11 protein-coding genes are annotated in these 15,148 nt (G+C 67.3%); 9 read left to right on the top strand and 2 right to left on the bottom strand.

Annotated elements, in window-relative coordinates; genetic code table 11:
- The first annotated feature begins 416 nt into the window (after positions 1 to 416).
- From ACTJJK_RS14960 to ACTJJK_RS14930, 7 genes are all read left to right on the top strand, one after another.
- Positions 417 to 1,124: a TetR/AcrR family transcriptional regulator gene (locus ACTJJK_RS14960; protein ID WP_440730601.1), complete on the top strand. Its 708-nt coding sequence runs from the start codon at positions 417 to 419 to the stop codon at positions 1,122 to 1,124.
- A gap of 16 nt (positions 1,125 to 1,140) precedes the next feature.
- Entirely contained in the window at positions 1,141 to 2,118 is a 978-nt protein-coding gene (locus ACTJJK_RS14955) for an HlyD family secretion protein (RefSeq protein ID WP_440730600.1), read from the top strand.
- An 86-nt stretch (positions 2,119 to 2,204) separates the two neighbouring features.
- Positions 2,205 to 3,128, top strand: a complete 924-nt coding sequence (locus tag ACTJJK_RS14950) for an ABC transporter ATP-binding protein (RefSeq protein WP_440730602.1) — start codon at positions 2,205 to 2,207, stop codon at positions 3,126 to 3,128.
- Entirely contained in the window at positions 3,125 to 4,213 is a 1,089-nt protein-coding gene (locus tag ACTJJK_RS14945) for an ABC transporter permease (protein WP_223621235.1), read from the top strand. Before ACTJJK_RS14950 ends, ACTJJK_RS14945 begins: the two co-directional genes overlap by 4 nt.
- A gap of 1,211 nt (positions 4,214 to 5,424) precedes the next feature.
- Positions 5,425 to 7,101 carry an amidohydrolase gene (locus ACTJJK_RS14940; protein ID WP_440730599.1) on the top strand — a complete coding sequence of 559 codons (1,677 nt, stop codon included), beginning with the start codon at positions 5,425 to 5,427 and terminating at the stop codon, positions 7,099 to 7,101.
- A 233-nt stretch (positions 7,102 to 7,334) separates the two neighbouring features.
- The gene (locus tag ACTJJK_RS14935; RefSeq protein WP_081930564.1) at positions 7,335 to 9,161 is read left to right on the top strand and encodes a DUF1800 domain-containing protein; all 1,827 of its coding nucleotides are present in this window, start codon (positions 7,335 to 7,337) and stop codon (positions 9,159 to 9,161) included.
- A 23-nt stretch (positions 9,162 to 9,184) separates the two neighbouring features.
- Positions 9,185 to 10,579, top strand: a complete 1,395-nt coding sequence (locus ACTJJK_RS14930; RefSeq protein ID WP_031370416.1) for a DUF1501 domain-containing protein — start codon at positions 9,185 to 9,187, stop codon at positions 10,577 to 10,579.
- A 427-nt stretch (positions 10,580 to 11,006) separates the two neighbouring features.
- Here ACTJJK_RS14930 and ACTJJK_RS14925 read toward each other — a convergent pair whose 3' ends face one another.
- The gene (locus tag ACTJJK_RS14925; RefSeq protein WP_036147865.1) at positions 11,007 to 11,501 is read right to left on the bottom strand and encodes a GNAT family N-acetyltransferase; all 495 of its coding nucleotides are present in this window, start codon (positions 11,499 to 11,501) and stop codon (positions 11,007 to 11,009) included.
- A gap of 19 nt (positions 11,502 to 11,520) precedes the next feature.
- Entirely contained in the window at positions 11,521 to 12,969 is a 1,449-nt protein-coding gene (miaB, locus tag ACTJJK_RS14920; RefSeq protein WP_440730598.1) for a tRNA (N6-isopentenyl adenosine(37)-C2)-methylthiotransferase MiaB, read from the bottom strand.
- Between the two features lie 156 nt (positions 12,970 to 13,125).
- On the opposite strand from miaB, the gene ACTJJK_RS14915 reads away from it, so the two are divergent.
- Complete coding sequence (locus ACTJJK_RS14915) at positions 13,126 to 14,151, top strand: lytic transglycosylase domain-containing protein (protein ID WP_031370413.1); 1,026 nt, start codon at positions 13,126 to 13,128, stop codon at positions 14,149 to 14,151.
- Positions 14,152 to 14,524: 373 nt separating this feature from the next.
- Entirely contained in the window at positions 14,525 to 15,145 is a 621-nt protein-coding gene (petA, locus tag ACTJJK_RS14910) for a ubiquinol-cytochrome c reductase iron-sulfur subunit (protein ID WP_031370412.1), read from the top strand.
- Positions 15,146 to 15,148: the final 3 nt, after the last annotated feature.

The raw sequence follows: 15,148 nt of genomic DNA, 5'->3' as shown, positions 1-15,148 counted from the left end.
TCCTTGCAAGGGCACAGGCCACGAGTGCGATGCTCGCGCCGGGATTTTCCGATAAGACGTCCCTGTCTTATCGGAAAACGGCGCACGTCCTGTGCGCCGCCCTCAGGGTCTCCACTTGACCGGCAAAGCGGCAAAGCAGATCAAAATCTCGGCAACGGCAACGGCAACGGCAACGGCAACGGCTCTACATGCCGCGCAGCGGTCTGTGCCGCGGCGCCAATGACCAATCCCGGGGCAAAGTCTTGGCTGCGAGCACGTAACGTCGGTCAGTCGCGGCTCGCGCCGCCCCCTAAATAGGCGGCGCGATGGCGTTCGGACGACGACCGTCGGTCGGCTCGGGCTTGCGAACTAATTAATTGTTGAATTAAATATGGCGCATGGACACTGCGCCCCCCACCAAGCCGTCAGCCAAACGCGTGGCCAAAGCTGCCGCGAAGCCCGCCCCCGCCAAGCCTGCCGCCAAGCCGCGCTCTGCCGGCCGACCTGCCGCGAACAAGCGCGCACCGGGCCGGCCGGCTGCCGCCGACAACCCCGATCTGCGCGCGCGCCTGCTCGACGCGGCGATCGTCTGCTACGCCCGCCAGGGCATCGCCGCGACTTCGCTGCGCGCCATCGCCAGCGAGGCCGGGGTCAATCCGGCCCTGCTGCATTACTACTTCGGCGACAAGGAGCAGTTGCAGGAGGCGGTCAGCAACGAACGCCTGCTGCCGGTGTTCCTGAGCCTGCGCGACAACCTGACCCGCGAGCCCGGCGACGTCATGGATCTGATCGCGGGTTTCGTCCACGGCATCGGCCAAGTCATCGCCGCGCATCCGTGGCTGCCGTCGCTGTGGGTGCGCGAGGTGCTGTGCGAGGGCGGGGCGCTGCGCGAGAGCCTGCTGCTGCAGAAGATCGGCCCGCTGGTGCCGCAGATGATGGCGCGGCGTTTCGCCGAGGCCCAGCAGCGCGGGCAGATCAATGCCGACCTGGACCCGCGCCTGCTGATGGTGAGCCTGGTCGGCTTGACCCTGTTCCCGGCCGCGAGCGCACCGATCTGGCGGCGCTTGTTCGACGCCGACGATCTCGATCTCGACACCCAGCGCCGCCATGCGCTGGCCTTGCTCGACCGCGGCCTCACTCCCTGATTGCGAGAACCCTGCGATGGATACGATCAAGCACGCACTCAGGCCGTACGCAGGGCGGTTCGCCGTCGCTCTGCTGTGCATTGCCCTGGCGGCCTGCAAGGAAGAGCCGGCGCAGGCGCTCGGCACCCTGGAATGGGACCGGGTGACGTTGCCGGCACCGGCGGCGGAGAAAGTCGTGCGCATCGACGTGCGCGAAGGCCAGCGGGTCAAGGCCGGTACGCGCGTGTTGCAACTCGAACTCGACCGCGGCCGTTCGCAGTTGAGCGCGGCGCAGGCGCAGGCGCGGCAATCGGCCGATGCGCTGGCCGAGCTCGAAGCGGGGCCGCGCAGCGAAACCATTGCCCAGGCGCGCGCCACCCTCGCCGCCGCCCAGGCCCAGGCCGCCGATGCGGCCGCGTACTACGCCCGTGTGCAGCCGCTCGGCCGCCAGCGCCTGATCGCCGCGGCCGAGGTCGATCGCGCGCGCGCCGCGGCCGGCAATGCGCAGGCGCAGGTGCGCGCCGCGCAGGCCGCCTTGCTGGAACTCGAACACGGCACCCGCCGCGAGCGCATCGCCCAAGGCCGGGCTGCATTGGCCGCGGCGCAGGCCCAGGCCGAGGTGCAGGCGGTCAACGTCGGCAAGCTCGACGTGGTCGCGCCGCGCGACGGCGTCATCGACAGCCTGCCGTACAAGCTCGGCGATCAGGCCCCGGTCGGTTCGCCGTTGGCGGTGATGCTGGTCGGCGAGCGGCCGTATGCGCGCGTCTACGTGCCCGAACCGATCCGCCAGGATGTGCGGGTGGGGCAGAGCGCACGCGTCTTCATCGACGGCCGCGAACAAAAATGGAACGGCCGCGTGCGGATGATCCGCAGCGAACCGAGCTTCACCCCGTATTACGCTCTGACCGGCGAGGACGCGGCCCGTTTGAGTTATCTGGCCGAAGTCGAGGTCATCGACACCAAGGCCGCGCAATTGCCGGCCGGGTTGCCGGTGCGGGTCGAGTTCGGGCCATGAGCGATGACTTGCCCGCCGCTGCGATGACGGCCACGCCGCCCGGCGGCGACCCCGATGGCGAGGCCGCCGTCATCAAGGCACGCGGCATGAGCAAGCACTTCAGCCAGTTGCGCGCGGTCGACCGCGTCGACCTGACCGTGCCGCGCGCCTGCGTCTATGGCTTCCTCGGTCCGAACGGCTCGGGCAAGTCGACCACCATCCGGATGCTGTGCGGACTGCTCACGCCGACTGCGGGCGATATCGAAGTGCTGGGCCTGAAGATTCCGCAACAGGCCGAAGCGCTGCGTCGGCGCATCGGCTACATGACCCAGAAGTTCTCTCTGTTCGAGGACCTCAGCGTGCGCGAGAATCTGGAGTTCCTCGCCGCCGTGCAGGACATTCCCAAGCCGCCGGCGCGCCGACGTGTCGACGAGTTGATCGAGCAATACCATTTCGGCGATCGCCAGAAGCAACTCGCCGGCACCATGAGCGGAGGCCAGAAACAGCGCCTCGCACTGGCCGGCGCGGTGATCCACGAGCCCGAATTGTTGTTTCTCGACGAGCCGACCAGTGCGGTCGACCCCGAGTCGCGCCGGGATTTCTGGGAGAAGTTGTTCGAGTTGGCCGACGCCGGCACGACCTTGCTCGTGTCCACGCACTACATGGACGAGGCCGAACGTTGCCATCGCCTGGCGATTCTCGACCGCGGCGTGCTGGTCGCCGACGGCACTCCGGCGGAACTGACCGGCGCGCTCGCCGGGCGCGCGGTCGAGGTGCGCGCGGCGCAGCCGCGCAAGGCTCAGCGCGTGCTGGTGGAGGTGCCCGGCGTGCTCAGCGTGGCCCAGATCGGCAACAGCCTGCGGGTGCTGCTGGAACGCGCCGACCGCGCCGAACACGGTCTCGCCGAGGCCTTGCGCGCGGCCGGGCTCGACGCCGAGGTCGACCAGGCCGCGGCCAATCTCGAGGACGTGTTCGTCGCCGCCACGCGCGGCCGCGAAACCGCGCCGGCGAACACGGAGCAGTCCTCATGAAACTGCGTCGGCTGTGGGCGATCGTGCTCAAGGAAATCCGCCAGCTGCGCCGCGACCGCATCACCCTGGCGATGATCGTGGTGATTCCGGTCGGCCAATTGGTGCTGTTCGGTTATGCGATCAACATGAACCCGCGCGGGCTCAACGCCGCCATCGCCGACCAATCGCAGACCGCCGCTTCGCGCGCCCTGGTCATGGACATGGTCGCTACCGGTGTAATCGAGCCGGTCGCCGATGCCGACACGCCGCAGCAATTGATGGAGATGCTGCGGCGCGGCCAGGTCAGCGTGGGGGTCAGCATTCCCGCCGATTTCGAGCGCCGCCGCATCGACGGCCGCGAAGCGGTGCAGGTGCTGGTCGACGGCAGCGACACCGTGGTGCAGAGCGCGGCGGTGCAACTGGCGCAGATGCCGATCGACAGCACGGTGGCGGCGCCGCGCAAGGTCGCTCCGATCAGCGTGGTCGCGTTCTACAACCCGGAGCGGCGCTCGCCGGTCAACATCGTGCCCGGCCTGATCGGCGTGATCCTGACCATGACCATGGTGATGTTCACCTCGGTGGCGATCGTGCGCGAACGCGAGCGCGGCAATATGGAGCTGTTGATCACCACGCCGGTCAGCCGCACGGAGCTGATGATCGGCAAGGTCCTGCCGTACGCGGTGATCGGCCTGGTCCAGACCACGGTGGTGATCCTGCTGGGCCTGTGGCTGTTCGACGTGCCGATCAAGGGCAGCGTGCTCGACGTCTACCTGGCCGCGATCCTGCTGATCCTGGCCAACCTGACCTTGGGCCTGATGATCTCGACCAAGGCCGGTTCGCAATTCCAGGCCATGCAGATGACCGTGTTCATTCTGCTGCCATCGATCCTGCTGTCGGGCTTCATGTTTCCGTACGCGGGCATGCCGAAGGTCGCGCAATGGCTGGCCGAGGTGCTGCCGATGACGCATTTCCTGCGCCTGATCCGCGGAGTGATGCTGCGTGGCGCGAGTCTGTGGGAGCTGTGGCAGGACGTGTTGTATCTGTCGGTCTTCATCGTGGTCATGATGACGGCGGCGGTGGCGAGATTCAGCAAGCGGCTTGACTGAGGGGCGTACACGTTGGCTTGGATGCGTCCGTGCTGCCCAATCCCGTCCGGCCCGAACCGGCCGCAGGGCCGCGATCGTGTCGTCTCATTCCCGTGGCGGCGGCTCGACCTCTGTAGGAGCGGCGTGAGCCGCGACCAAGGGACGCGCAGAGGTCGCATAGCTGTCGTCACTGCAAGGAGCCTTGAGCTGTCGCAGGGTAGGAGCGGCGTCCTACTGGATTTCCTTCGGTCATAAGCCGCGACTGCGAATCTACGGCTGCCGGCGCTGGGTGGTCGTGGCTGCGTGGTCGCGGCTTGCGCCGCTCCTACCCCTTGTACTCTGATAGCTGCAGGATTGCTGTTGCTGTTGCTGTGCGTCGCCTAGCACTAGCGAAGGCCATAGAAGACCCGGAGGGCGGCGCGCAGGGATGCGCGCCGTTTTTCATCGGGATAGGGATGTCCCGTATGAAAAAGCCCCGCGTCTGCACCGCGCATGCGGGCCTGTGATTCAAAGAAAAGCAACTTCTTTGGTTACCTTTCTTTTGTTGCTTATGACAAAAGAAAGTAACCCGCCACTTTAGTGGCGGAAGCTCTTGGCGTTTGATCTTGCTTGAGAGAAGCGCCGCGAGACCATCGCAGCGCGGTCGCGGCTTGCGCCGCTCCTACCCTGACGGGCTGCGGCCGCCATCGGCGCGAGATTGATGCGTTGCGGTCGCGGCTTACGCCCCTCCTACAGTGGAAGAGTTCACGATGCTTCCTTCTTCGAGCAAGAGCAAAGCTTCCGTCCGCTCACGCGGCCGGGTTACTTTCTTTTGCTAAGCCCCAAAGTCCGTCTGGATTCCCTTCGGTCAAAGGTAACCAAAGAAAAGGGCTTTCCTTGCAAGGGCACAGGCCACGAGTGCGGTGCCCGCGCCGGGATTTTTCGATAAGACGTCCCTGTCTTATCGAAAAACGCCGCACGTCCTGTGCGGCGCCCTCCGGGTCTCCACTTGACCGGCAAAGCAGCAAAGCAGATCAAAATCACGGCAACGGCAACGGCAACGGCAACGGCAACGGCAACGGCAACGGCAAAGGCAACGGCAAAGGCAACGGCAAAGGCAACGGCAACGGCAACGGCAGCTAGGGGCGACCGACCCGGTCCCGCGCGGCAAACCGTGACTTGAGCCTCAGGCCCTTGCGCCGAACACCCGATTTCTCGCACATTCTCCGCTTCGGTCCGGGCCGGGGAACGCGATGCGCCGTCTGCGATATCTGATTCCGAGCTTGTGCGCAGTCTTGTCGCTGCCGACGGCCGCCGCCGAGGTCAGCGTCCTCACCGCAGCGCGCATTCATACCCTCGATCCTGCGCAGCCGAGCGCCGAGGCGATGGCCTACGACGGGCAGGGCAAGATCCTCGCCGTCGGCGGCCGCGCCGAGTTGCTGCGACGGTATCCGCGGGCGCAACGGGTCGACGCCGGCGAGGCGACGGTGATTCCGGGCTTGATCGACTCGCACGCGCACATGCTCGAGCTCGGCTTGAACAAGCTCGGCGCCGACTTGGTCGGCACTCGCAGCAAGCAGGAGGTGCTGCAACGCTTGCGCGATCACGCCAAGCGATTGGCGCCCGGGCAATGGCTGATCGGCGCCGGCTGGGATCAGAACGATTGGCCCGATGCCGGGTTCCCGAGCGCGGCCGACCTCGATGCCGAGTTCCCCGATCGCCCGGTCTGGCTGCAGCGTATCGACGGCCATGCCGGCTGGGGCAACAGCGCGGCGATGCGGGCGATCGCGCGCGATCTGTCCGGCGACTGGCAACCCGAGGGCGGCAAGATCCTGCGCGACGCGCAGGGCCGGCCCAACGGCATCTTTATCGACGATGCGATGGCCTTGGTCGAGTCGTCGCGCCCGCCGTTCGACGCGGCGACGGCCGAGCGCGCTCTGGTCCTGGCGATGCAGGAGGCCGTGGCCCATGGCCTGACCGGCGTCCACGACGCCGGAGTCAATCTCGAACAACTGCGCGGCTACCAGAGCCTGGCCGAACGCGGCGCGTTGCCGCTGCGCATCACTGCCTTCGCTGCCGGCGACGGAGACGCCCTCGAACATCTGTGCAGCGACGGGTTGTACCGGCATCCCGGCGGCCGTCTGCGCATGCGCGGGGTCAAGCTCTATGCGGACGGCGCGCTCGGCAGTCGTGGCGCGGCAATGCTCGAGGATTACAGCGACGAGGCCGGCAACCGCGGTCTGTTGCGGATGACGCCGCCGGCGATGGCGAAGGCGATGGCGAAAGCCAAGCGTTGCGGCGTGCAGGTCGCGACGCACGGGATCGGCGACCGCGGCAATCGCCAGGTGTTGGACCTGTATGAGCAGGCCTTGGGCAGCGACGCCCAAGGCAGCGACCATCGCTGGCGCATCGAGCATGCGCAGATTCTCGCGCCGCAGGACCTGCCGCGCCTGGCCGCGCTGCGGGTGATCGCGGCGATGCAGCCGACCCATGCCACCAGCGACATGCCCTGGGCCGAGGACCGCATCGGCCCACAGCGCATCGCCGGCGCTTATGCCTGGCGGCAGCTGCGCGACAGCGGCGCGCGCCTGGCCCTGGGCTCCGACTTTCCGGTCGAAGCGGTCGATCCTCGCCTCGGCCTGTACGCCGCGACCACCCGCAGCGATGGCGCCGGCCTGCCGCTCGGCGGCTGGCATCCGCAAGAAAAACTGACCGCGTTCGAGGCTCTGCGCGGCTTCACCCTCGATGCCGCCTATGCCGGCTTCGCCGAAACCGAAGTCGGCAGCCTCGCGGTCGGCAAGCGCGCCGACTTCGTCGTGCTCAAGCAGGATCCGCTCGCGATCGATCCGCGCGAGTTGCGCACCTTGACGGTGCTGGCGACCCATGTCGACGGCAAGCCGGTGTGGCGTGCCGAGCGATCCGCGCCGTGACGGCTTCCCGTTGCCGCTGCGAGTACGCGCCGAGCGCTTGATGGTGCCGCCGTCCGCGTGCGGCTCCGCGCCGCGATCACGCAACGCCGATGACGATTGTAGCGAACTCGTAATTTCGTGATTGTCAATCCGGATTTCGCCGCGACTCCAATTGAAAACGAGCTATCGATCAAACTTTATAGTCTGCGCCGACCCTAGCATCGCTCCCGAATAGCCAGCCTCGGGGGCCTGCAATGAAATCGACACTTCTGCGCGCAGCGCGGATGGGCGCATCGTCGCGCCTGTTGCTAGCGTTGGGAATCTTGATCGCCCTGCGCGGCGTCACGCCGACGCCCGACTACGGCGGGCCGTATCCCGGCGCCCCGGATCCGCTGCTGCTGCGCGCCGATCGCGGTGCGATCGGCGCCGCGCCCGCGGCGCGGTTCGCCGACATTCCCGCCACCGACGGCGAAGCCGCGCGCTTCCTCGCCCAAGCCACGTTCGGGCCGACCCGCGAAGACATCGACCGTCTCAAGCAGATCGGTTACACCGCCTGGATCAACGAGCAGATCGGGTTCCCGGCGTCTTCGCAACTGACGTTCCTCAAGAACGCCCGCGTGCGCAGGCCCGACGACTTCAGCCGCGATTGGCGGCTGGACGCGTGGTTCGTCAACGCCGTGGGCGGCAAAGACCCGATCAAGCCGACCCTGATCGTGCACCGCGACCAACTGCGCCAGCGGGTGGCGTTCGCGCTCAGCCAGATCATGGTGGTGTCGGATGCGACCTCCGATCCGCTTTACCACGCGTCGTACGGGATGAGCCACTACTACGACACCTTGGCCCGCGACGCGTTCGGCAATTACCGCACCTTGCTCGAGGACGTGACCCTGCATCCGGTGATGGGCATCTATCTGTCGATGCTGCAGAACCGCAAGCCCGATCCGGTCAACAACATCCGTCCCGACGAGAACTTCGCGCGCGAAGTGATGCAGCTGTTCAGCGTCGGTCTGGTCCAGCTCAAGCAGGACGGAACGCCGCTGCTCGACGCAGCGCAGAATCCGATCCCGACTTATGGCCAGGACACCGTAAGGGGTTTCGCCCACGTGTTCACCGGCTGGACCTTCAAGGGCTGTCAAGCCGAAGGCTCGTTCGATTGCTATTTCTATGAGGTCGACGCGCCGGCCTGGGTGTCGCCGATGGAAAACCATGCGGCCTATCACGCCTCGGCGCAAGAGAAGCAGTTGCTGCTGTATCCGGGCGTGAGTCTGCCGGGCGGCAAGCTTGCCGCCGGCGGCAGCGGTCGCGGCGATCTGAGTGCGGCGCTGGACAATATCTTCAACCATCCCAACGTCGGGCCGTTCATCGGCAAGCAGTTGATTCAGCGGCTGGTGACCAGCAACCCCAGCCCGGCCTACGTCGGCCGGGTCGCCGCGGCGTTCGACAACAACGGCCAGGGCGTGCGCGGCGATTTGCGCGCGGTGGTCAGCGCGATCCTGCTCGATCCCGAAGCGCGCGATCCGGCCGCGCAGCCGGCGCATTTCGGCAAGGTGCGCGAGCCGATCCTGCGCCTGACCCATCTGTGGCGCGCGCTCAAGGGCAAGTCCAAGAGCGGGCACACCGAAGAGTTCTGGAGCGTCGACAACTACCTCGGCCAGGTGCCGATGTATGCGCCGTCGGTGTTCAACTTCTTCAGCCCGCGCTACTCCCCCAACGGCGAGCCGCAGAGCCTGGGGCTGGTGGCGCCGGAATTGCAGTTGGCGACCGACTACATGATGCCGGCCAACGAAAGCTATCTGATGAGGAAGATCTTCGAGGCCTACCTCGGCAATCCGGAAGGCATCGGCAACGACGAGGTGGCGATCGACCTCAGCGCGGAGATCGCGCTGGCGAACAACATTCCCGCGTTGATCGCGCGTTACGACGCGCTGTTCCTGTCCGGGCAGATGACCGACCCGATGAAGCAAGTGCTGACCGAGCGGCTGAGCGGCATGCCGGCCAATACCACCGCGGCCAAGCGCCTGCGGGTGCAGGAGGCGCTGTACTTGATCGTCAATTCGCCCGATTACATCGTGCAGAAGTAAGCAGGAATACGGAGAGAGCATCCATGAAACGTCGGCAATTCCTGACCAACACGATCTGCGCCGCGCTCGGCGGCGCCGGCCTGTATTCCGCGCTCGGCAACCTGCGTCTGGCGCAGGCGGCCGCCAACGCCTATGGGCCATCGCGCTTCGACGATTACAAGGCCCTGGTCTGCGTGTTCTTGTTCGGCGGCAACGATTCGTTGAACATGATCGTGCCGCGCGACGACGGTCATTACCAGCAGTACCGGACCGCGCGCGCGACCCTGGCGCTCGAACAGAACCGACTGTTGCCCTTGGTCGCGCAGACCGGCGGCGGCGCTTCGGACGGCGCCGAGTACGGTTTGCAGGCCTGCACCACCGATGATGACCTGGTCGGCATGGGTGGCCTGCAAGGCTTGTTCAACAGCGGGCAGGCGGCGGTGCTGGGCAATGTCGGCACCCTGATCCGGCCGACCAGCAAGGCCGAATACCTCAATCAATCCGTACAATTGCCGCCGCAGTTGTTCTCGCACAACGACCAGCAACAGTACTGGCAGGTCTCGCGTACGGGCGAGGGCCGCGGCTACGGTTGGGCCGGGCATATCGCCGACCTGCTGCGCGACGCCAATCCCGACGCCTTCATTCCGATGTCGGTGTCGTTGAACTTCGAAAGCATCCTGCAACGCGCGAGCCAATCCAGCCAGTACGTGATCGGCAACGACGGTCCGCGCCAGTTCAGCCGGTTCGAGTGGGACGAAGACAGCCGCCGGGCCTTTCTGCAGTTGATGGCGCCGGGCGCGCAGTCGCACGTGTTCGGGCGCAGTTACGCCGGCGCGTTCCGCCGCGCGAGGGAGAACGCCTCGGCGGTGGCGATGGCGCTGGACGCCTCCGCGCCGTTGCAGACCGCATTTCCCGAGTCCGACCTGGGCAACCAGTTGCGGATGGTGGCGCGGCTGATCAAGGTGCGCGAGGTGCTGGGGCTGAAGCGGCAGGTGTTTTTCGTGTCGATGAGCGGATTCGACCACCACGACAGCCTGCTCGGCGATCAGCCGGGCCTGCTGGCGCGGCTGTCGCAGGCGATGACCGCTTTCCACGCGGCCACCGGCGAACTCGGCGTGGCCGACAAGGTCACCGCGTTCACCGCCTCGGATTTCGGCCGCACCTTGTCGTCCAACGGCGACGGCTCCGATCACGGCTGGGGCGGTCATCACTTCATCGTCGGCGGTGCGGTGCGCGGCGGACGATTCTTCGGCACCATGCCGACCCTGATCAACGGCGGCGACGACGACGCCGGCTGGGGCCAGATCATTCCGACCACCTCGGTGGATCAGTACGGGGCGACCTTGGCGCGCTGGTTCGGGGTGGGCGACAGCGAGTTGGATTTGATCTTCCCGAATTTGGGCAACTTCAATTCGCGCAATCTCGGGTTTATGGCTTAGCTTGCCGGCGCGGCGTGCGCAGTCGCACGCCGCCGACCGTTTGCCAGGCGATGGCGGTAAGTGCGTGCTGCGCTTTGCCGGGCGGAGCCGGATGTCGGCGGGGGAGTGCTTTCGGCGTCCTCGCTCCGGCACCTCGTTTCCGCGAAGGCGGGCATCGGGAGACCTGGAGCGTTCTCGCACGAAAGGCCCTGGATTCCCGCCTTCGCGGGAATGACGGTAGGCAGGGACGCGGCGAGGCGGCACGCCAAGCGCGCGACCAGGCGGCACAGCGCGGGAAGGGCGCGTTGAGGGAGTCAGAGCGCGATCAGAGGGAGATAAGCAAGGCGCGCGCCGCGTCGGCGCTGCGACCCGCCACCGCTGTCACGACTCCCGATTCCCGATTCCCCATTCCCGCTTCAACCCATCCGGCTTTCAACCCATCCCTGCCTCACAACGGCCGATACATCACGAATACGTCGACCAGGCCCAGCGAGACGTGGCGGAAGGCGTTGGGCACGCGGCCGACGATCTCGAAGCCGTGCTTGAGCCACAGGTGCACGGCGGCGGCGTTGCTGCTGACCACGTAGTTGAACTGCATCGCCGCGAAACCGGCCTCGCGCGCCTGCTCGAGCGAATGCGCGCACAGCGCCGAGCCGACGCCCTGGCCCCAGGCGCGCTCGGCGACCATGTAGCTGGCGTTGGCGACGTGGTCGCCGCGGCCGGACTGGTTCGGGCCGAGCTTGTAGCAGCCCAGGGTCTCGCCGTCGGCCTCGGCGATGAAGGTGCGGTAGGGCGGCGAGGTCCACATCTCCTGGGCGCGCTCCATCGAGAGCTCTGCCGGGTAGTTGTAGCTTTCGCCGCGCGCGAGCACTTCGCGGAAGATCGGCCAGACCCGCTCGAATTCGTCGGCGGCCAGTTCTCGGATGATGAAGTCGCGGTCCATGCGGGCTCCGTTGCGGGGATCAGGCGGCGGCGCGGCCGTCGTCGACGACGACCCGACCGCGCAGTGAATTGGCCATGGCTTCGGTGATCAACACGTCGACGAAGCCGCCGATCAGGCGGGCCGGCGCGGCGAAGTTCACCGAGCGCATGTTCTCGGTCTTGCCGGTCAGTTCGTTCGGGTCGCGGCGCGAGGGGCCTTCGACCAGCACGCGCTGGACGCTGCCGACCATGGACTCGGAAATGCGCATGGCGTTGGCGTTGACCGCGGCCTGCAGGCGCGACAGGCGCGCGTGCTTCTCGGCGTCGCCGACGCTGTCTTCGAGATCGGCCGCGGGGGTGCCGGGGCGGCGCGAGTAGATGAAGGAGAAGGACTGGTCGAAGCCGACGTCCTCGATCAGCTTCATGGTCTTCTCGAAGTCGGCCTCGGTCTCGCCGGGGAAACCGACGATGAAGTCCGAGGAGACCGAGATGTCCGGGCGCACCGCGCGCAGCTTGCGGATCTTCTGCTTGAACTCGAGCGCGGTGTAGCCGCGCTTCATCGCCGCCAGGATGCGGTCGCTGCCGGCCTGCACCGGCAGGTGCAGGTAGTTGGCCAGCTGCGGCACGTCGCGGTAGGCCTCGATCAGCGAGTCGCTGAACTCCAGCGGATGCGAGGTGGTGAAGCGGATGCGGTCGATGCCGTCGATTTCGGCGATGGTGCGGATCAGCAGGCCGAGGTCGGCGACTTCGGGCTCCGCGCCGTCTTGGCCGGCCTCGCTCTCGCCGGCGATCGGCCCGCGATAGGCGTTGACGTTCTGGCCGAGCAGGTTGATCTCGCGCACGCCCTGGGCGGCGAGTTGCGCCACTTCGACCAGCACGTCCTCGAACGGGCGGCTGACTTCTTCGCCGCGGGTATAGGGCACCACGCAGAACGAGCAGTACTTGCTGCAGCCCTCCATGATCGAGACGAAGGCGCTCGGGCCTTCGGCGCGCGGCTCGGGCAGGCGGTCGAACTTCTCGATCTCGGGGAAGCTGATGTCGACCTGGGGCAGGCCGGTCTCGCGCTTGGCGCGGATCATCTCGGGCAGGCGGTGCAGGGTCTGCGGGCCGAACACCAGGTCGACATAGGGGGCGCGCTTGACGATGGCCGCGCCTTCCTGCGAAGCGACGCAGCCGCCGACGCCGATGATGACCGGGCGGCCGCCCTGCTTGTGCTGCTTCCAGCGGCCGAGCCGGCTGAACACCTTTTCCTGGGCCTTCTCGCGGATCGAGCAGGTATTGATCAGGATGACGTCGGCTTCGCTTACGTCCTGGGTCAGTTCGAGGCCGTCGCTGGCGGCGAGCACGTCGGCCATCTTGGCCGAGTCGTACTCGTTCATCTGGCAACCGTGGGTCTCGATGAACAGCTTTTTTGCGCCCGACGCGCCGGTGGCGGGCGGGGAAGCGGAGCCGGCGGCCGGAGCCGTGGGCAGGGGGGGCAGGTCGGTCATGGGTAGTCCGGGTCCGGGAAGGGCGGCGGTTAATCCGCGCCGGAAGGGGCGCCAGTTTAGCCCCAAGCCAGCTCTCGCGGGCCCGAGCCGGGCCGGGCGTCACGTTTCTGTATCAAGTACTTGGCAGCGCAAGCGCGGCAGAGGACACTCCCGCCCATGAGGGGGAGCTCGCTGCTGCTGGGGACCGTTTGCCTGCTGGCCATTGCGCCGGCCGTGGCCGGTACCGTTTACCGCTGCGAAAGCGCCTCGGGCGAGCGCAGCTACGTCAGCAAGAAGGTCAAGGGCGCGAGCTGCGTGGTCGCCGGCCAGTACATCAACCGTCCCAACCGCCCGCGCAACCCGACCCCGGTGTCGTATGCGCCGCCGGCGATGGGCTCGGTCGGCTCGGGCAGCGCGACCTCGGCCCCGGCCTCTATCCATAACAACCCCCCGGCCACCTACAGCGGCGCGGCTGCGACCATGGCCGCGGCCGGGCTCAGGCCGGCCGCGTTCGCACCGGCTACGGCCGCGTCGGGCCAGGCCACGCCGGGCCAGACCGGGTCCAACGCCATTGCCCCGGTGGTCGCGGTGCCGGCAGCCCCGCAGGCGGCGCCGACCCGGTTGGTGCAGGGGCAGGTCTATTCCTATATCAAGGACGGCGTACGCCACTACACGAGCAAGCGGCCCAAGGGCCTGGCCAACGTCTCGGCGGTGCGGACCATCCGCTACAGCTTCATCGAGAGCTGCTTCGCCTGCGCGGCGCGGCCCGGCGTCAACTTCGGCACCCTGCGCCTGAACACCGAGGCGTTCTCGGCCGAAATCGCCGCGGCAGCGCGCCAACACGGGGTCGAAGAAGCGATCGTGCGCGCGATCATCCACGCCGAATCGGCCTACAACCCCAACGCCATGTCGCGGGTCGGTGCGCAGGGGCTGATGCAGCTGATGCCGGCGACCGCGCGCCGGTTCGGGGTCGGCAACGCCTTCGACGCCGGCCAGAACATCCAGGGCGGCGTGCAGTACCTGGCCTGGCTGCTCAAGCGCTTCAACGGCAACCTGACCCTGGCCGCGGCCGGCTACAACGCCGGCGAGGGCGCAGTCGACAAGTACAAGGGCGTGCCGCCCTACAGCGAGACCCAGCGTTACGTACAGCGCGTGGCGGTGCTCGCCGAACGCTACCGCTCGGCATCGACCGTCGCCCGCTGACCAGCTCGCGCCGATCGTTCGGCGCACTCCGACTCTTCCCGATTCATCCGTCCGACGGCGGTGGCCTTGCCGTGCTCCGCGCTGGCGCCTGCTTCGGCCGGTGTCGGGCGCAGGGCGGTGCAGTGTCGGAACCGCACCGATTTCAGGCCTTTTCCCGGCCTGGGGCGCGCCGGCAAGGTCTTGACGCCGGCGTTCGGCACCTCCGGGCGTGCGCTGATCCTCGTTCCGCGGTCATGGCGGATTGTCGGGCGCTTAACGCTTCCGCTACACTTCCCCGTCTTTTGAGCCGCCAGCCTTCCGCCAGTGGTATGTGGTCGCCTTTGGCGCCAGACGGTGCGGCGTAACTTCGAATTGCAGCTTTGCGGAGTGCCGGATGGCCAACCAAGGGGTCAACGATCCTATCAACACGGGCCGACGTCGGTTCCTGACGGCGACCACAGCAGTGGTCGGTGCCGTGGGCGCCGGCTTTGCCGCGGTGCCTTTCATCAAGTCCTGGAACCCCAGCGCGCGCGCCAAGCTCGCCGGCGCTCCGGTGACTGCCGATATCAGCGCCCTCACCGAAGGCCAGCGCCTGGTCATGGAATGGCGCGGTCAGCCGATCTGGATCGTCAAGCGCTCCAAGGCCATTCTCGACATCCTGCCGACCCTCGACGGGCGTCTGCGCGATCCCAAGTCCGAGAACGTCGACCAGCAGCCGGCGTACGTGCGCGAGAAGAGCCCGGAACTGCGCTCGCTCAAGCCCGAGATCTCGGTGCTCGTGGGCCTGTGCACGCACCTGGGCTGCTCGCCGGAAATGAAGGCCGAGATCCGGCCCGAGGCGTTCGACCCGGAGTGGAAGGGCGGCTACTTCTGCCCCTGCCACAAGTCGCGTTTCGACATGGCCGGTCGCGTGTTCGAGGGCGTGCCGGCCCCGACCAACCTGCTGGTGCCTCCGCACTACTACGAAAACGACAACACCATCGTCATCGGTGTTGATCCGAAGGGAGCGGCGTAAGTC

It is taken from the genome of Lysobacter sp. 22409 (assembly GCF_052045105.1).
GTDB classification, from domain to species: domain Bacteria; phylum Pseudomonadota; class Gammaproteobacteria; order Xanthomonadales; family Xanthomonadaceae; genus Lysobacter; species Lysobacter antibioticus_B.
Note: the sequence above shows the minus strand (reverse complement) of the source record. Positions and strands in the feature narration are given on the sequence as shown.